General features: G+C 68.9%; 17 protein-coding genes and 1 pseudogene. 8 read left to right on the forward strand and 10 right to left on the reverse strand.

Features of this window, described 5'->3' with window-relative positions:
- Positions 1-11: 11 nt before the first annotated feature.
- Positions 12-359 carry a hypothetical protein gene (locus AC3IX6_RS39565; protein ID WP_489371734.1) on the forward strand — a complete coding sequence of 116 codons (348 nt, stop codon included), beginning with the start codon at positions 12-14 and terminating at the stop codon, positions 357-359.
- A 640-nt stretch (positions 360-999) separates the two neighbouring features.
- Positions 1000-1527 (forward strand): hypothetical protein, encoded by a 528-nt coding sequence (locus AC3IX6_RS39570; protein WP_489371735.1) that lies wholly within the window; start codon positions 1000-1002, stop codon positions 1525-1527.
- A 9-nt stretch (positions 1528-1536) separates the two neighbouring features.
- On the opposite strand, the gene AC3IX6_RS39575 is transcribed toward AC3IX6_RS39570, so the two are convergent.
- The 6 genes from AC3IX6_RS39575 to AC3IX6_RS39600 form a co-directional block, all read right to left on the reverse strand.
- Positions 1537-2202, reverse strand: a complete 666-nt coding sequence (locus tag AC3IX6_RS39575) for a DNA polymerase Y family protein (RefSeq protein WP_489371837.1) — start codon at positions 2200-2202, stop codon at positions 1537-1539.
- Positions 2187-2525, reverse strand: a complete 339-nt coding sequence (locus AC3IX6_RS39580) for a Y-family DNA polymerase (RefSeq protein WP_489371838.1) — start codon at positions 2523-2525, stop codon at positions 2187-2189. The genes AC3IX6_RS39575 and AC3IX6_RS39580 overlap by 16 nt, the downstream gene beginning before the upstream one ends.
- 300 nt (positions 2526-2825) lie before the next feature.
- A complete protein-coding gene (locus AC3IX6_RS39585; protein ID WP_489371736.1) occupies positions 2826-5852 on the reverse strand; it encodes an FG-GAP repeat domain-containing protein in 3027 nt (1008 codons plus the stop codon).
- 228 nt (positions 5853-6080) lie between these two features.
- Positions 6081-7343, reverse strand: coding sequence for a site-specific integrase (locus AC3IX6_RS39590; protein ID WP_489371737.1), 1263 nt, complete (start codon positions 7341-7343; stop codon positions 6081-6083).
- Between the two features lie 579 nt (positions 7344-7922).
- The gene (locus AC3IX6_RS39595) at positions 7923-8120 is read right to left on the reverse strand and encodes a hypothetical protein (RefSeq protein WP_489371738.1); all 198 of its coding nucleotides are present in this window, start codon (positions 8118-8120) and stop codon (positions 7923-7925) included.
- Positions 8121-8296: 176 nt separating this feature from the next.
- Entirely contained in the window at positions 8297-8830 is a 534-nt protein-coding gene (locus tag AC3IX6_RS39600; RefSeq protein ID WP_489371739.1) for a hypothetical protein, read from the reverse strand.
- Between the two features lie 691 nt (positions 8831-9521).
- Here AC3IX6_RS39600 and AC3IX6_RS39605 point away from each other — a divergent pair.
- From AC3IX6_RS39605 to AC3IX6_RS39615, 3 genes are all read left to right on the forward strand, one after another.
- Positions 9522-10127 (forward strand): hypothetical protein, encoded by a 606-nt coding sequence (locus AC3IX6_RS39605; RefSeq protein ID WP_489371740.1) that lies wholly within the window; start codon positions 9522-9524, stop codon positions 10125-10127.
- A gap of 481 nt (positions 10128-10608) precedes the next feature.
- Entirely contained in the window at positions 10609-10851 is a 243-nt protein-coding gene (locus AC3IX6_RS39610) for a hypothetical protein (protein ID WP_489371741.1), read from the forward strand.
- On the forward strand, positions 10848-11258 hold the full coding sequence (locus tag AC3IX6_RS39615; protein WP_489371742.1) for a restriction endonuclease: 411 nt from the start codon (positions 10848-10850) through the stop codon (positions 11256-11258). The genes AC3IX6_RS39610 and AC3IX6_RS39615 overlap by 4 nt, the downstream gene beginning before the upstream one ends.
- A gap of 19 nt (positions 11259-11277) precedes the next feature.
- Here the strand turns inward: AC3IX6_RS39615 and mihF are convergent, their stop codons facing one another.
- Both mihF and AC3IX6_RS39625 read right to left on the reverse strand, forming a co-directional pair.
- Entirely contained in the window at positions 11278-11598 is a 321-nt protein-coding gene (mihF, locus tag AC3IX6_RS39620; RefSeq protein WP_489371743.1) for an integration host factor, actinobacterial type, read from the reverse strand.
- A 167-nt stretch (positions 11599-11765) separates the two neighbouring features.
- On the reverse strand, positions 11766-12311 hold the full coding sequence (locus AC3IX6_RS39625) for a GIY-YIG nuclease family protein (protein WP_489371744.1): 546 nt from the start codon (positions 12309-12311) through the stop codon (positions 11766-11768).
- Between the two features lie 116 nt (positions 12312-12427).
- Here AC3IX6_RS39625 and AC3IX6_RS39630 point away from each other — a divergent pair, with 116 nt between their 5' ends.
- Both AC3IX6_RS39630 and AC3IX6_RS39635 read left to right on the forward strand, forming a co-directional pair.
- Complete coding sequence (locus AC3IX6_RS39630) at positions 12428-13846, forward strand: IS30 family transposase (RefSeq protein ID WP_489368065.1); 1419 nt, start codon at positions 12428-12430, stop codon at positions 13844-13846.
- A 4-nt stretch (positions 13847-13850) separates the two neighbouring features.
- Positions 13851-14144: pseudogene (locus tag AC3IX6_RS39635) on the forward strand (integrase core domain-containing protein); the annotation flags it as partial.
- A gap of 153 nt (positions 14145-14297) precedes the next feature.
- Here the strand turns inward: AC3IX6_RS39635 and AC3IX6_RS39640 are convergent.
- Both AC3IX6_RS39640 and AC3IX6_RS39645 read right to left on the reverse strand, forming a co-directional pair.
- Entirely contained in the window at positions 14298-15116 is an 819-nt protein-coding gene (locus tag AC3IX6_RS39640; RefSeq protein ID WP_489371745.1) for a hypothetical protein, read from the reverse strand.
- Positions 15117-15261: 145 nt separating this feature from the next.
- Positions 15262-16677, reverse strand: coding sequence for a hypothetical protein (locus tag AC3IX6_RS39645; RefSeq protein ID WP_489371746.1), 1416 nt, complete (start codon positions 16675-16677; stop codon positions 15262-15264).
- Between the two features lie 249 nt (positions 16678-16926).
- Here AC3IX6_RS39645 and AC3IX6_RS39650 point away from each other — a divergent pair, with 249 nt between their 5' ends.
- The gene (locus AC3IX6_RS39650) at positions 16927-17055 is read left to right on the forward strand and encodes a hypothetical protein (RefSeq protein WP_489371747.1); all 129 of its coding nucleotides are present in this window, start codon (positions 16927-16929) and stop codon (positions 17053-17055) included.
- Positions 17056-17347: the final 292 nt, after the last annotated feature.

Genomic DNA, 17347 nt, shown 5'->3' on the forward strand with positions numbered 1-17347 from the left:
GGAAACTGGGAATGAGCTACGACCTAGCAGTTTGGCAGGGCGATGTTCCAGCAACCTACCGGCAAGCCGTTAGGGAAAATGATCGTCTATTTGAGATCTACCTTGAGAGCGACGAACCATCACCGATCGTTCCTAAGATTGCAGAGTTCCTAGATGCTCTCATCGATCGCTGGCCCGACAGGAATGCGGGCGAAGACACGCCATGGGCCTCCACGCCACTCCATAGAGGGGCGAGCGGTCCATACGTCTACCTCACGTTGGCATGGGGCAGCGCAGATGCAGCCTCCGCATATGTGGCGGAGGTTGCAAATGATCTCGAACTGATCTGCCTTGACCCTCAAATGAAGACACTCAGATAGTTCTTTCCCGCATCTATTTCAGAACCCAAAGGCCAAGAGGTCGATAGCCGAGCCTATTTCTGAGCTGCGGACAGAGAGGAAGGGTGTCACGCTGGATGCCAAATTTGGCGTGGCACCCTTCACCCTACCCACTTTCACGAAGTCGACGGCGTCCGCGAGTGAGACGGCCAGCGCATTTTTCCGGCCTCCAAGGCAGACAAACGAGGGGCGGCCTGGCCTGATCCAGCTTTAAGGTCCTGAACCCAGCGTTTCTCTTACCCATCATGGGTTCCGCCTTCACCCAGGCGTAGGCCGGAAGGGCCGACCTGCGCTATCAGGAGCTCCAGCAGATCCAACGCCTGGTCGAAGGCAACGACGAGGCACTCGACCTCCTCGCCCGTACCGCGGCCGACGCTCTGGCCGTCGCGGAGATCGAGGCCATGAGCACGGAAGCCGCCATCGTCGCGAAGACCTTCTCCACCGCCCTCGACCGGGCGTCCGCCGCCGCCGCCGTCATCGCACTGCCCACCCGGGCCACCGCCTGAACGGGCAGTCGGTTCACGGGCATGGTGCCGATGTGCCGCTGTTGGCGGCCGTCGTAGGGGGCGGGTCCGGGCGTGCCTTCGGCGGTACCGCGTCCGGTGTGCGCGACAGTGATCATGTGAACCGCCGGACCCTCCCCCTGCTCCTCGCCGTCCTCCTTGCAACGGCGGGATGCGTCTCCGTCGCCCCCGCCGACAACAAGCCCCCACAGGACCACACGAAGGCCTCGGTCCCGGCCCCCGCACCCGCCCGCGAGGCGGGAGAGGCGCTGCCGCTGACGTCGCTGCCCGACAGCCGGCCACCCGCTCCTGCCATGGTGATCGCGCCCGAAGGGAGCCCGTCGGCCGTGCCCCCTCGCCGGGAACAGCCCCGCACGACGAAGGCCGACGGATCGGGCTCGGGGGTGCGGACGGTACGGAAGCCGAAGCAGTCCAGCCCGCAGCGCCCGACCTCGAAATCCAAGGTGAAGGCCAAAGGGAAGGCGAAGCCGCGCAAGGTGCGGACGTCGAAGCCCACGGTTCCTCAGCGCTCCCGCCCGGCTGCGGTCCCGGCGCCGGGTCGTGTCTCCATGGCCGAACTGTGCCGCTCCTCGCACGGGGTCACGAGTCCGGCCATCACCCAGCTCTGCCACGGCACATACAGGTGACCAAGAGGTTCAGCGCGCAGCGTGAGCCAGGCTAGCGGGCTTGATTGCGCCATCCCCGTAGCGGTTTCGGGCCCGGTCCGCGACGGCCTCGATGGCCAGCAACTTGTCGACGTCGGGATCGAAGGTGAGCTGGCGCGGCGCCTCGTCGGCCGCACGCAAGCCCTGGGCTCGCAAGGAGATCGCTCGTACTCGTGCGCGTTGCAGGGCGAGCGTGGCGTACAGGTCGTAGGCGGTGCGGGTGAGGAGGAAGGTGTGGGCGGTGGCTTCCGGGAGGGTTCGGCTGCGGGTGGTGGTGGAGCCGTCCGCGTAGCGCACGGTCAGGGCCACGGCTGACGCGGCCTTGCGGTCGGCGCGCAGGATGGCGCCGAGGTGCCCGGTCAGCGTGAGGAGGGCGCGGTGGTGCTCGACGGGGTCGAGTTCGTCGGTGGTGAAGCGGTGCTCGGCGCTGATGGACTGGGCGATCGGTTCGGCGAGGACGGGCCGGTGGTCGTGGCCGTGGGCGGCTTCGTGGAGGGCACGTCCGAGGGCGACTCCGAGGAGTCGTTGGAGCGTGAGCGGGGGGACGTCGGCGAGGTTGCCGATGGCGTGCAGGCCGTGGAGGGCGAGGGTTTTGGCGGTGGCCGGCCCGACGCCGTGGAGGAGTCCTACGGGGCGGGGCCTCAGGAAGGCGCGGATCGCGGCGGGATCGTGCGCAGCTCTCCGGGTGGGGTGACGGCGGCGGCCATCGAGGCCAGGGCGCGGTTGGGGCCTGCTTCGATCGTGGTGTGGAGTCCCGTGTGGGCGGTGATCCGTAGGCGGACGAGGTGGGCGAGGCCTTCGGCGTTCTGGCCGAAGTAGCGGCGGGCGCCGGTGATGTCGATGACGACGGCGTCGGGCGGCAGGGCCTGCACGGCGGGGGTGATGTCGCGCAGCAAGGTGAGGACCTGCTCGTAGCGGTCGGTGTCGGCGGGGGTGAGGCCGTGCAGGTGGATGTGGAGGATGCCCCGGTCCACGGTCATCGTGATCACCCCGCCGATCCCGGGCTCCGGTGGCCGAGACGCCGCAGATCTGCCGCCCTGGTCCCCGCGGGCTGGAGATCAGCGAACGCGTGAAGGCGAGCCCCAGCAGTTCCGTCGGTCAGGGTTCGGCGAGATCGGCGGCGCCCGGGACGCGGCAGCGCCGGTAGACCGCGAGGGTGGAGCGGATGGAGGAGATCGCCTTGCGCGTGCCGGAGGTCATGCCTTCCATGAGGACGAGGACCTGGGTCCGGCGGAGGGCGATGACGGACGAGTCTGCGGCCGTGCGAGCCTGGGCCTCCGCTAGAAGATGCCCTTGTAGCTGCCGAAGCCGGTGGCGATCTTCGTCGTGGACAGCAGGCCGCCCTTGCCGTCACCGCTGTCGCGCAGCAGCTCGCCCGCCGTGTTCCGCGACACGACGTCGGCCTTGCCGTCTCCGTTGATGTCACCGACGCCGATCAACTGCACCCGGCCGTTGGCCCAGCCGGCCCCGTTGACCTGTACCCGCGCCTTGAACGTTCCGTTGCCGGCCCCGTCGAGCCGCCACAGGGTGTTCGCCGCGTCCACGGTCAGCAGATCCCCGTTGCCGTCGCCGTTGAGGTCACCGGCCCCGACGACCTGCTTGTACGCCTTCCAGCCCCCGGGAAGCTTGACCCGCGGCTTGAACACCGCACCCGTGTCCTGCGCGAAAAGGTAGAGGTATCCGGTAGTGGTCTCTCGTGCGAGCAGGTCCGCCCGCCCGTCACCGGTGATGTCACCGGCCGAGGTCAGGACGTCGTATGCGTTGAAGCCCGTGCCCAGCGACTTCGAGGCCATCGACGCCGGGACGCCCGCCCCGCACATGGGCTGGTACAGCCGCAGGCTGCCGGCGGAGTTCCGTACCAGGACGTCGTTGCACCGGTCGCCGTTCATGTCCCCGAACGGCACCACCGTCGACGTGGCCGGCCATCCCGCACCGGTCACCTTCGTCCTGGTCAGGCCGCCCTTTCCGTCACCCCCGTGGAAGGCGAGCACACCTGCGGAGTCCAGCGTCGCCAGGTCCCCGAACCCGTCCTTCCCCGCCAGGTCACGGTACGCCGCGCTGCCACCGGTCAGCTGCACCGTTCCGGTGGACCTCAGCTCCGGCCCGGTCCCGTCGGCCGGCTTGCCGGTCAGCGCCCACTCGTAACCGCCGTTTGTGACCAGGCGGCCCAGGGCGTCCTTGCCGTCCCATCTCGTTCGGATCACGCCCCGTGCCTCACCACCGGTGATCGTACGGATCACCGCGCCTCCTGCCTTGGCCCGGATGGTCAGCGTCCACGACGACGCCGTCCGGTTCAGGAACCAGGCCCCCGGCCAGGACTTCGTCCCACCCGCCGCGTCAAAGGCCCCCGCAGTTGCCCGGTCGATCGCCGCCAAATTCCCGTTCGGCACCCCGGCGTCCACCACGTGCACCGCGTAGTCGGCATCGGCGTAGGCGATCCGGCCGCTCTGCTTGTCCACCGTCCAGCCACTGCCGGCCTGCGCGTGGACCGGTGTTCCGATCGCACGCGTTCCCGTGGTTCCCCGCAGGTCGGTGGAGTTCAGGATGCCGTTCTTCTCCCATGCGACGAAGCCGTTGCCCAGACGGGCGTCGTTGTGTGCCGGGAGCGGCACCTGGGCTCGCGAGGCGGTGTCGTAGACGCCCGCCTTCGCGTCGCATTTCCAGTACACGGAACTGCCCCACGCCTCGAGGGCCTTGATGTCGCAGTTTGCGACCGTGTGAGTACGTACCACGGAGCCGGTCCGCACATCCACCGCTTCAACGATGCCGTTGGTCTTCTCCCGCCACAGCCAGTACCCGGACAGCGAGAAGACACCGTCAGGCACCGGAACGGGTCCGACGTGCTTTAGCTGGTCCAGGTCGACAACCTCCACCGGACGCGGGTTCAGCCCCGACCCGAGCACGTACGCCGCGAAGCGGCCGGACGCCTGGAGGGAATATGGGTTGGTCGCCATGCTGTCCGTCGACCGCTTCCCATCCGCGGTGAAGTGATCGACCGACTGGTTGGTCGCCATCACCGCGCCGCCTGCTCCCGTGGCGATCACTTGGTGGGCGGCGAGGCTGGACTCGAGGCCACCCTTCGGGTGGCGACGCCAGGCGCCCGCCCGTGGTGCGCCGGCGGCGGGCATGGCGTATTCGAGGAGCCAGGACGGCTTCCAGGGTGTGTGGTCGACAGTGTGGAGGCGTCCGTTCTCCATGCTCATGGTCGACAACGTCACTTTGAGCGGAGGAACGTCCCACTGCGGCACGGCTACGGCCTTGCCGTCCTGGCCCGGCTGGACGGCGTAGATGGTCTGCTTCAGGCTCGTGTTCCCGCCGTCGACGACGAGGCGGTCACCCATGACCGGGAACTGCCACGAACCTGCCCTACTCAGGAGTTTCCGTGCGGGTCCCCCGTCCAAGGGACGAGTGGACAGGCCTCCGGACTCGCGTACCAGCAGCTCATCCGCCACCACCCCCTCCACGCTGGGTCCCGAGTCAGAGTTCGACTCGCTTCCCCATGTCAAGGACTTGCCGTCCGACTCGGCCAGGGCCCCGTTGGTGTCCCAAACCTTCGCTTCGATCGTGGTGGGCAACTGCGAGACATTTTGTCTGAGCAGCCAGTCGCCCTTGATCCGGGCTCCGACCGGGGCGGGTCGGGCGTCCTTGCCTGGGGCCAGCCAAGTGCGTTTCTCACCGCCAGCCCAGGACAGAAGCACGGCGCCTGCAGCACTGCTGGTGTCCACGTACGCATCGGCCGGCACTCCGGCGATGAGCCGGTCGACCAGTTGTCCGTTCTCCAGGGTCAACCAGTGCCAGCCGGGACTCCCGGTGGAGCTCATCGTGAGCAGTGCGTTGCCGACCACTGCCTTCAGCGAGTGGGATTCCGGAAGAGTGATGGTCTTGGTCGAGCCGTCCCGCATGTCGCGGAAGACCACGTCCTGGCCGCCGAGATCCCACTGGGTCACGGCGATGGTGTTCGGTCCCGCCTCGAACGGACGCCTGCCGGGTATCACCGAGAACTCCGTGGCTTGGGTGCTCCCGTACGCGCGCCAGACGAACGACTCCGAAGTCGCCCCCTGCATCAGGAAGCCGGACTGCGTCGCCAGATAGGCATGCACTCCCAGATCAGCGACCTTCCGACCGGGAATCACGTACTCGGCAAGCGTCACCGGGCTCTCGGCGGCCGCCGCCGACCCGAGCGTGACGGTCGGCAGAGCTGCGGTACCCAGGGCAGCAGCGAAGACGATGGCAGCGGCCGTGCGCCTTCTACCCGCTTTGGAGGTGCTTGCACTTATCAACAGATCCCCGATCCCCGATGCGACCACTTGGTTGTCGCTGAAGGGAGGGTATTTGGTGGCTCAGGCGTCCAGTGAGCTGGGGGGCTTCGCAGTCCGTTTAGAAGATTTTCCTGCGGGACTGCGGGACTGCGGATCGCGGTTGAAGCGGCCTTGAAGTCCTCCAGGATTTCCTTGGCGTCTGGCTGCACAGAGGTGGGGCTTGTGGGTCGTCCCGGAGGGGCACTGGAACACGGCCGTGAGCGGCTGGGACCGGACCTAAGCGCCGTTCCGACTGGGAGTCTCTCGGTGAGAGGTATCTGAAGGTGAGCCAGCCACAACTCGCGGGGCGTACGTCTCGGTGCTGCGGCGGTTGGCCTGTACCTGGTGCCAGGGGTTTTGGGCGCGGGACTGGGCGCGGTCGAGGTATTCGCGTTTTACCGTAGCCGAGCCCGGTTTCCAGCGGCCCTGCTTCGTCGGGTCAGCGCCGGCGTCTGCGATTTGCTGGGCTCCGCCGCGGCGTAGGCCGTGGGAGGTGACCAGGTGCCAGGCGGGGAGGCCGGCCAGGTAGGCGCGGTGGCGGATCCAGTCGTTGAGGGCGTCGCCGGTGACGTAGTTGCCGCGTGCGGTGGCCGCTGAGCGGTTCTGGAGCCGGCCCTTTGAGGTGAGGGCGCGTAGCAGAGGGCCTTCGCGGACTCCCATGCGGTGCAGGCAGTTCAGCCAGTCCCGGACGGCTGCGACCGGGTCGTAGCGGGGGGATGAGGGGTCGGCGGGGATGAAGGTGCTCTCGCCCCTTCCCTCCTGGTCGGTCTTCGAGTGGGCGATCCACAGGTCGACTCCGCCGTCTTCGACTTCGACGCTGTCGATGTCGAGGTCGGCCAGTTCGATGCGGCGGTTCAGCGCGCCCCGGCCCACCAGCAGCACGCAGCGGTCCCGTAGCCCGGCGGGTGACGAGAGGTCGCAGGTGTCGACCATGGCGTGCAGCATCGCCTCGGTGATGGCCGGCGCCTTGCGGACCCTGTTCCGCTTGCCCCACTCCTTGCGGTACTCCGCCAGCATGCCCCGCGCCTCGGTCGTCCCGGGGCGACGGTCCTCGGGCATCCACATGCGGACGCCCGACATGTACGTACGGATGGTGTTCGGCGCCATCTCGCGGGCGATCAGGCCCGCGACCCACTCCACGTACGTGGCCGTCGTGCAGGGGCGCGCCACCCGGCCCATCTCCTCGCACCACTCCACGAACTTCCTGCGCTGACTGGTGTAGTTGCGGCTCGTATTGGCGGGCGCGGACTTGTCGCGCAGACGCTGCGCCGTGCCCGCGGACACCTCGAAGTCCGTACGGGTATACGTCGGCGCGTCCGCCTCCGTGGGAACGGCCTCCCCCGGGTAGAGGATCGTGTGCTGGTCGACCAGGCGCCCAGGACTGTGTGACGGGTGGGCCGTGGGTACGGGTAGCAGCTCGCCTTCCGCGACCAGCTCCGCCTCGACGATCTCGTCGCTGTCCCAGTCGTCCGCTGCCGACGGCTGCTGATGCTCGCTCATGGGCCCCTCCCCTGACGATCCTTCCTGGGCAATCACCCTTGTATAAGGGAATTTATACGAGGGTGGTGACTCAGGCATCCGACCCACAGCGATGCCGCGTCGCAGGACTGGACCAGACTCCCACTCACCGGTGAGCGGCTGGGATGACGGCCGGCACTAGCCGAAATAGTGCGAGGGGCCAGGCCAGCAACAGCCAGGCCATGAGGCCGGGCAGGTTTCCCTCCAGGCCTTCCAGGCCGAGCCGAGAACGACCCGCGCTTTCTGGCGTGCTTCTCAGGAAGAGAACGGTGACTGCCGAGACAACGGCCCAGTTCATGAACCAGAGCAAGAGCAGGGTGGTTGGGGACAGGTGGTGAACCTACCCGCGAACCATTCCGGTTGTGCCAGCGGACTCCGTCGCGCTGGTGGCGCCGCCGGCGCGGGCAAGCGCGCCCGCATGGACCACGCCAGCTACCCCACAGCCCTCACCCGCGATGCCACCACCTTCGCCGCAGTGATCACCCGCGCCGCCGTCGTAGCTGGCACCCTCGCCGCCCACCTCACCTGATGACCCTCCCTGCTCTGCCCCCATGGCTCGGGCTACGAGTCCGGCTCCGCGGCCGGGCGGACCCAGTCGCGAAGGGACCCCACCCAGTTCAGGAGCTTCAGCCCCCGCTCGCTCTGCTCCGGGGTCCCGTACAGGACCGCCGACGACGCGGCGAGCGCGATGATCACTCCGGTGCTGAGGAGAAGCATCTGGGCGCTGCTGGGCGCCTGCAGTCGGTCTGTGTCTTGCATCGGGGTCCTTCCAGAGCGGGACGTACGTGGGCACCAGGGTAGGACCCGCACGGCGCTGCGCGCGGGGATCCCGTGGAACGCTCGCCGTGCTCGCGGGCGGGCTGCTGCAGACGCTGGCGCCACATAACTTCCGCGCGAGGCGCCCAGAGGAGGCGGAAGCTTCGGGAGGACAGGGCCTACTCCGGTGCGCACTGGATCACTGCTGCAACCTCCTGCTCGATCAGATTCTTCAGGGTTTCGAGGGTGATCTTGCTGGCCTGTACAGTCTCGCGCCAGCCGGACTGCGGCATATCCCTGAGCGTCAGGAATGGGTACAGGCCAAACTCGGACTTCAGTCGACGCAGCACCCGCTGCTCTGCGGTCTGGGCCAGGCGTCCGGTGGGCAGCATGATCGTGTGCTCGATGTGCCACCCTCTCCGCGCATGCTCCGCCAGGCGGTCTGACCTGATGCCGACACCTGTCACCCCAACTTTGTGGGCGCGCTTCTCCGCGTGGGTGATCAGGTAGATGAAGGTGGGAATCGTGGGGTTCGGACCGCGGCCCGCGCAGTTTCGGCACCCGCTCCCCTGGCGTACGTCGCTCAGTCGAGGCGCCACGACGGTATTGCACGAGCTGCAGAGCGACTTCCAGGGCACCGCCGAGTTCACGTATGCCTCCAACGGTTCGAAGCCGGCCTTGAGCATGTTGGCCCTGGCCTCGTCCTCCGGCATCCGTTGCGACAGCCTTGCGGCAGCCCGGCTACATGTCAGGCAACCGCTGTGACCAGTGCGGATCGTGTTGAGTAGAGTCCGTACTAGCTGACCACATCGAGTGCATCGGCAGAGCCAGTGCTCGGCCACGCCGGGGTACGGTTCTTGCGGCTCCAGCCCTGCGGCTTGCATATCGGCGACTGCCACCGCCTCAGGTGTGCGACGCGCGGCCGAGATTGCCCGATATCTGCAGGTCCTGCATCCACCCCACCCGTTGCGGATGTTGGAAAGCGAGGGTGTGACGGTGGTCCCGCAGGCTCTGCATCGACTGGACCACTGGGTGTGGGTCCCTGGGTAGGCCTCCAGAGGTTCCAGGCCTGCAGCCACCATGTCTGCTACTGCCTGGGCTTCCCCATCGCGAATGACACGGGCAGCCCGACTGGACTGGCCACAGTGACGGCACCCCCCATTACCCTTGCGTAGGCTGTGGAGAGCAGGTGAGACGACGGCTTGACACCGACGACATCTGCAGTTCCACGGCACCAACACCTTCCCCGGGTACGGTTCTAGGGGCTCCAGGTCTGCAGCTCGAACTATGTCCAGGGCCTCGGCTTCAGTGACTCGACGACCGCTCGGCACACAGACCTCCTCACCGAAGCGACAGTTCTCCGCATCGTACGAGGTGGTCCGAGCACTGGGGGATGATGGGCCGGTGAACCCTCGCGACCTCGAACTCACGCTCGCCGCCGCCCGCGCCGTCGGCTCCTGCCCGCCGGGGGAGGAAGCCACCTGGACCGAGCAGGTCCGTGCGAGGGCGGTCACCCTCTACACCCTGGCCGACACCGTCGGCCAGGACCTCGCCCGCCTCGACCAGGCGAAGCAGTTCACCGCCACGCTGCTGGCCGTGACCGTGGAGGCCACCAGCACCCGCGGCAAGCTCCTGCTGCGCAACACCTCCGGCGACCTCGAGCACCTGCGCACCGACCGGGGCGATACCGACGCCGGCCGGGCGATGATCGAACGGGCCCGCTCGCTGGTCGGCCACCGCCTGCGGGTCTACCGCCTCAACGAGCAGATGGCCTCCAACGCCAAGAATCAGGTCCGCACCGTCGTCCACCTCGCCGACCACGGCCCCGACACCGACCCCGTCTCGGTGAACAGTGCGAAGGACAACCTCCTGGCTGTGGCCGAGGGTGACAAGGACGCCGCACGCCGAGCCTGGGCCGACGCCGGGCTTCCCGAAGCGGGGTCGGTGTCCGCGGGCCAACTGGTGGGCGTGCTGGGTAGGGTCCCCGCTGCGGAGTTACAGGAGCCGTAGCGTGCCCCTCCCGGCGGTGAAGGACTCCTGCAGTCCCCATCCGTTGCCCACTGGCGGGACGCGGCCACGTGGGGGCATGTCGGGGCGCGGCGTCGTCCGGGAGCATCAAGCCGGCGGGTGCGGGGACGGGCACTGCAGGAGGCTCCGCTGCGTACGGTGGCGGCGGGCGGCTTCTCCGTTCGTCACCGAAGCGGTCCGCAGGGCGACCGGGTTCCGAAACCGCCCCAGAGCCCCTCGCCACGGACTAGGGCGCGGTTTGCTTGGGGCCCGTCGGCCACCGGCGTGACCAACCGCTCCAGGAACGTGCTGATCAGTGCAACGTAAACGTCGCCGCCCACGCCGCCGCCGCGCGGGAGGGCCTGCCGTTCCTTTCCTGAGGGCACGGGGAACCCGGTCGCCTCGACCCTCCACAACACGTCCGTGTTCGCGCGAAGTGCGGCGGCGATGGTGTCCGCTCGGGCTACTCGGTGCTCGCCGAAGGGTGCGCGGCGTCCTCTACGTCATGGTGCCCGCCGGGGACGGTGCCCTCACCGCAGCGGTGCCCGGGGTGCGGGCACCGACGACGGGTGATGAGCTGCTGATGCCGTGCACGGACCACGGCACCCCGTCCGCCCACTGGGTCTCGCCCCCGCGCGCGACGGAGCCGCCCCTGGTCCCTGCGGGTCGGCTCGCCGCACGGCTGGAGGACCTGGTGGCCGACCGGAGAAGGGCGGTCGCCCCGTGAGCAGTTCCCACACCGTGCTGGACGACCCCGAAGGGGTGGTCGAGGCGGACCTCCCGTTGGACCGCACGCCCCACAAACTCCTCGTCAAGGCTGTACTGGCCTGGACGGACCCGGGCGAAGCCCTCGAGCTGCGGGATTGCCACCTCATCGCCCTGGAGCTGACCGGGCACGCCCGCGCGGTGGCCGACGACGTACGGCGGTGCGCTGCGGAGCTGCCGCTCGCCGACGGCCGGCGGGCGCTGGCCGAAGTGGTCCTGGGCGAGGCGAAGAAGGGCCTGGCGACGCCCGTGGAGGCCACCGTGCGCTGCGCCCAGGACCGGGCCCGGATCGTCCGGGAGCTGTACGAGCGGCTGGACCGGCTCGAGCAGCCGGGAACGGGGAAGGCCGAGGCCCCGTCCCGCGTCTGACGGCCCGTGGTGCTGCGGGTCAGCCCTGGAGCGGAAACAGCTTGATCAGACGCTCGCGTTGCCGGTTGCCCAGGCCGCCAATCTTGCGCGTTTCGGAGATGCTCAGGTCGATGAGGTGGCGGCGGGCGCGGACCGCGCCGATGCCGGGGATGGCCTGCAGCAGGCTCAGGACGCGGGTCTGGCGGGCGGTCTCGTCGCCGCAGTCGAGGACGTCGAGGAGCGAGACGCGGCCGGCCTTCAGCGCGGCGAGCATCTCGGCGCGCTCCTTGCGGACCCGGGCGGCCTTCGCGAGGGCCTCGGCGCGCTGCTCGGGAGTGAGAGGGGGTATGGGGGCGGGCATCGTGCTCCTTCGTCGCCGGTGGGCCGCCCATCATGTCCCACAACTCTCCCCCGGCACCCGGATATAGAGTCAGCTCTGCGATCGCAGCTGGGCGATTGCGTCCTGGAGCCTCGATGTTCGGGCGCGAGCTTCCTTGAAGTCGGCGTGGGCCTCGTCCGCGCAGACCATCAGGGCCTCGAAGGCCTCGGCGTCGAGGTACTGCTCGCCCCTGTGTAGGGGGTCCACAGTGCCGCGTACTGGGGATCGTCAGCGAACTGGGCTGCGAGGCCGCGTACGGGGGTGCAGGGGTACGGCTCGCCGCATCTGACGCACGCGTTGCGGTGGTGCCGGGTCATGCTGATTAGTCCGGAAATCGAAAGCCTTGCGCAGAACCAGGCGCGGGACGTTACGGAGTGCGCGACGAGCACACGGCCCGAGTCGCTCTTGATCCGGGCCCACAGCCAGCCTTGCAGGTACCCACTCCGTAGCTGATCGGTGTTCATGGCGTCGTTGTACTGCGGGCGCTCGGTGACGATGGCGAACGTCTCGGCGGCCCTGGCCTCGGGCCGGGTGGGGAACCACTCGACGCTCTCCTCAGCGACCTCGGGCCACCACGCTTTCATCTTGCGGTGGCGCCTGAACCGGTCCTTCAGATCAGCCGCGATGCCGACGTACAACAGGGTCCCGCTGGCGGCGAAGAGGCGGTACAGCGCGGTTGGCCGGGCGTTGTCCATGACGGGATTGTAGGAAGGACCACCGACAAAGCCCCCGACCGGAGAAGGCGGATTCAATTGGTCGTCGCAACACCCTGATCTCGGAGGTGTGCGGCGTGGCTACGGCGGAATGGAGTTTGAAGACCAGCGATGTTCCGGAGGGGAGGCGTCGGCAGTGGCGTGCTGACCGTGCGTTGCGGCCGGCGATGCGTTCACCGGGGCGGCCTGATCCCTCTCGGGTCGTGCAGCGCCAGTTTTGGCGGCTGATCGCCACGGGGGTCACGACGGTGGAGGCGTCGCTGGCGGTCGGCGTGTCATGGCCGGTGGGTGCGAGGTGGTTTCGTCACGCTGGCGGCATGCCTCCGATCACGTTGGCCGAGCCCTCGGGCCGCTACCTGACGTTCGAGGAGCGCGAGGAGATCGCGATCCTCAGGGCGACGGACAAGGGCGTGCGCGAGATCGCCCGCGCTCTGGGGCGTGACCCGGGGACGATCTCTCGGGAACTGCGCCGCAACGCCGCCACGCGCGCCGGCAAGCAGGAGTACCGCGCGACGGTCGCGCAGTGGAAGGCCCAGCAGGCGGCCAAACGTCCGAAGAGCGCGAAGCTCCTGGGCAACGACCCGTTGCGTGAGTACGTGCAGGAGCGGCTGGCCGGGAACGTCCGCCGGCCTGACGGGACAGTCGTCGCGGGGCCGCAGGCACCTGAGTGGAAAGGGCTGAACAAGCCGCACCGGCAGGACAGACGATGGGCGATGGCATGGAGCCCGGAACAGATCTCGCACCGGCTCCCTGTCGACTTCCCCGAGGATGAGTCCATGCGTATCAGTCATGAGGCGATCTACCAGGCACTGTTCATCGAGGGCCGTGGCGCGCTCAAGCGGGAACTGGTCACGTGCCTGCGCACTGGCCGGGCGCTGCGGGCTCCCCGAGCGCGGTCGCAGAACAAGCCGCGGGGGCATGTCACCGCAGACGTCGTCCTCAGCGAACGCCCCGCCGAGGCCGGGGACCGTGCGGCCCCGGGACACTGGGAGGGCGACTTGATCATCGGGACGGGCCGCTCCGCGATCGGCACGCTCGTCGAGCGCAGCAGCCGCTCCACGCTCCTGGTGCACCTGCCCCGGCTCGAGGGCTGGGGCGAGAATCCGCCCGTGAAGAGCGGCCCCTCGCTCGGGGGCTACGGCGCGATCGCGATGAACACGGCACTCACCACGTCGATGACGCAGTTGCCCGAGCAGCTGCGCAAGACCCTCACCTGGGACCGGGGGAAGGAACTCTCCGGTCATGCCCAGTTCGCTCTCGACACCGGGACGAAAGTGTTCTTCGCCGATCCGCACTCGCCCTGGCAGCGACCGACGAACGAGAACACGAACGGGCTACTGCGCCAGTACTTCCCCAAGGGAACCGACCTGGCCAGATGGTCTGCCGAGGACCTCGAGGCCGTCGCCCTGGCGATCAACAATCGACCCCGCAAAGTTCTCGGCTGGAAGACTCCCGCCGAGGTCTTCGGTGAGCAGCTACTCTCGATCCAAGAAGCCGGTGTTGCAACGACTGGTTGAACTCGCCCAATTTCGCTCCCGGAAACTCGTCCGGGCCCTCGGCCACCACCAGATGGTCGGCTCGATAGGAAGAGTCGGGGCGGCCGGCGACAACGCGGCCATGGAGTCCTTCTTCAGCCTGCTGCAGAAGAACGTCCTCGACCGACGCACCTGGTCCACCCGCGAGGAATTGCGGATCGCGATCGTGACCTGGATCGAACGGACCTACCACCGACGCCGCAGACAAGCCGCCCTCGGCCGGCTGACCCCCGTCGAATACGAGACCGTCATGACCACGTCGGCTCTTCAGGCCGCGTGACTGAACCTGTCACCCAACGCTGCATCAGCCCCCGGTGCTTTCGGGCGCTAGCCACGAGTGGTCCTCGGCTTCGCCAGGGGCTGCTTGGTCGATTACAGAGTGGGGGTCTCGTTGCTTGGAGCCCGTCGGCCCCCACTCGCCGACCGTGTTCCGTCAGGCGGCGTCCTCGAGGACGGGGCAGAACTGCTCGATGAGCAGCGGGGCGCCGAGCGCGAGGCTGGTCAGCTTGCGGTGGGCGGCCTCCAGGGTACGCACGGCGGCGGGCAGCCCGGCGGGCGGGGCCGCGCGGCCGCCTCGGGGACGGCCGGGGGCGGTGGTGACCCACAGCTCTTCGACGGCGCCGCCCTGTAGGACCTTGAGGTGCCCGGTGGTCAGGGCCTGCTGGGTGGCGCGCCAGCGGGTCAGGACGCTCCGGGAGACGGCGTCCACGGGGTACCACTCGCCGGAGACCCGGGCCCGGGGCAGCGCGCGTTCCAGGTCGAGGTCGGCCAGGCGCACCGGGTGCAGAGCGGCTATCCCGTGCCCGGAGCAGACGGCGAGCGCGACCAGGGCGACGGAGCGCTCCCAGGCGGCTTCGGTCATGCCTGCGGGGTGGTGGCCGGAGAGGAGGCGCAGGGTGCGGTGGGCCTCGGTGGGGGTGAGCCGGGCGGCGAACTCCGGTGCTGGCGGGACCAGGTCGAGGGGATGGCCGCACCAACGGGAGAAGACGTTGACGCTCGAGGTTCGAGCGGCCATGGAGTTGGTGGAGGCCGGGGTGGTGGGGCCGGCCAGCCCGGGGCGGCGCCGGGTGGCGCCGCGCTGTGCGGCGGCGAGCCAGGCGAGGGCGTTCTCCTCGTCGAGGAGGTCCTTCGTGGTCACCTTCGAGATGCCGCACTGGCGGGAGCCGACGACCCAGGCGAGGTACTCGTCGAGGAAGGCGCGGCGCTGGCGCCGGGTCGACTCCGCCTTGAGCGTGGCGAGGAAGTTTGCCACAGCGGTGCTGCCCCGGGTTGAGGGGGCCATCATGAGGCGCTGCGCGCAGGCACTGCTCCTGCGGCTCCTGGAGCCTGAGGAGAAGGGTTGGTTCCGGGCATGGCATTCCTTGGGGGCTTTTCGTTCGGCAGGGGTGACGGGGCTGCTACGAGAGCATGACCAGCACGCCCTCCTTGAGGTGCTGGTGGAGTTCGAGGATCGGGCGGCCGTCGACGGGAGCGCCGGCAAAGCGGTCCAGCAGGAGGGCGCGGCACAACTGGTGAAGGTTGTGGACGCGTGCTTCGTACGTGGTGGCCGGGTCGTTGTCGATGGAGGCCATGAGGCCGGGCAGGTTGCGGCGCTGGTCGCTGCCGAAGCGCATGGCGTGGTGCACGGTGCCGCCGCGCCGGCCGGTCATGGCGATCTCGTCCGCGATGGTCATCTCGGCCTGGGTGAGCTCGGCCGCGGGCTTGTCGAAGAGTTTGACGGCGCTGTACCGGAGTCCGTCCTCGGTGCGGCGCTTGGTGTCGCTGCTGCCCTTCCTCGCTTTCCCGCTCTTGCTCCGCTGCGGTACCTGGTTCTGTTCGGGCAGGTCGGCTCGGAAGCTCTCGATGATGACCATGTAGCGGGCTCCGGCGTCCGAGACGCGCCCTTCAGTGCGGTGTCCCAACGCCGAGTCGAAGGCGGTCAGTGCTTCGGCTTCGGCCTGGGCTTCGGGTGTGGTGAAGTCCTGGCGCAGCCTGTCCCAGGTGCTGGTCAGCCAGCTGTCGAGCTGGAGATCTGTGGTGGCGGGTTCGGGTAGTCCGGGTAGCTGCGGCCACCGGGCCATGTCCTCGATCCATCGGGCGACTTCCTGATCGAGCTCTTCGGCGGTGCCGAGGACGGGGTGGAGCCAGTGCTCCCAGCGGCGCTCCGTGGCCAGGGAGAGCAGCTGGCACAGCAGGTCGAGGTCGATGGCGGCGGCCTGGAGGGCGCCTGCTGTCGTGTAGGTGACGGCGGTGCCGTTGATGCGCAGCGGCCAGAAGCCGACGGGGTAGGGCACGGAGCGGTCGTGTGGGTGGGAGTGGGTCTGGACGACGTAGGAGTTGAGCGAGGCGAGCTCCAGCGGTCCTACGTGGGCCGGTTCGGACAGATGGTCGGACCAGAGCAGGCCGCCACCGTGCCTGGCGTGTGCGCCCTGCTCAGGTACGGGGCCGAGCACGGCGGTCCAGTGGTGGTCCATGGGGGCGGCGGTGGCGAATGCGGCAGAGGTGGTTTGGACGATGTCCGTCCAGCGGGGGGTGTCGGCCTCGGCGCCGGGTCCTGCGACGGCGACGTGCAGGTCGTGGTCGTTCTTGGAGTCCCGGAAGCGGTCGGTGATGCCCGAGCGGACCCACAGGGTGCTGTCGAAGCTGGGGTCCGACGGGGTCAGGTGGGCGGCGAAGGGCACGGCCGGGTGCATGCTGCCGTATACGGCGAGTGGCGGGCAGTGCTCGCCCAGCAGTCGCATGTAGTGCACGCTCGCGTCGACAGTGGGTACGCGGTTGCCGGAGACGTACGGATCCCAGCGGACGTCGGGGGGAGGGAGATGGGGGTCGGTCACGGGCAGACTTCCTTCGATGGGCCGGCAAGCTTCCACCGTAAGGTCTGTCCGACCGCCGTGGCACTTAAATAACAGTAAGTAGCTAGCGATCACGCCGCCCGGTCCTCCAGCTGGCCCATCGTTTCGGCTCGTGTCGAACCGACTCGGACGTGCCGTCCCGATATGGACAGTGCGGTCCTCATGCCTTCGGGGCACGCGCTGCCTCACCTCGGCCAGGGGGAACCTGCGGGTTTGGCTGTTTGCTGTTATTTGAATGACAGGACGGTCGGACACACCTGCGCCGAGGGCGCCCTGCGCGCGGCCCTGGCCGCCGAGGCCGACCCGGCGGAGACCCTTGTCCTGAAGCGCCCGCTGGCCTGGTTCACCGCAGCCGCCTAACCCAGCAGCGGACGCCTGCTCTGCTTCGGTGAGGCCACGTCGTCGCGGTAGACCGCGGCCTCCGCCCGGGAGGGCGGGAGGGCGGGAGGGCGGGAGGGGGAACCGACTTGTCCGGCGGGGCCGCCTCCGGTGGTGTCGCGATCCCGGTCATCACGCATCTCCTCCCTCTCGGCGCAGGCCGGCGAGCGTAGAACGGCGGCCGAGCTCCGCGCTCCATCCGGGCCGCGGGGGTGGCGGCCTGAGAATGTCTCGACGGAAAGCCCCCGGTTCGGCCATCAGGCCGCCCCAGGGG

It is taken from the genome of Streptomyces sp. GL_141, assembly GCF_057834385.1.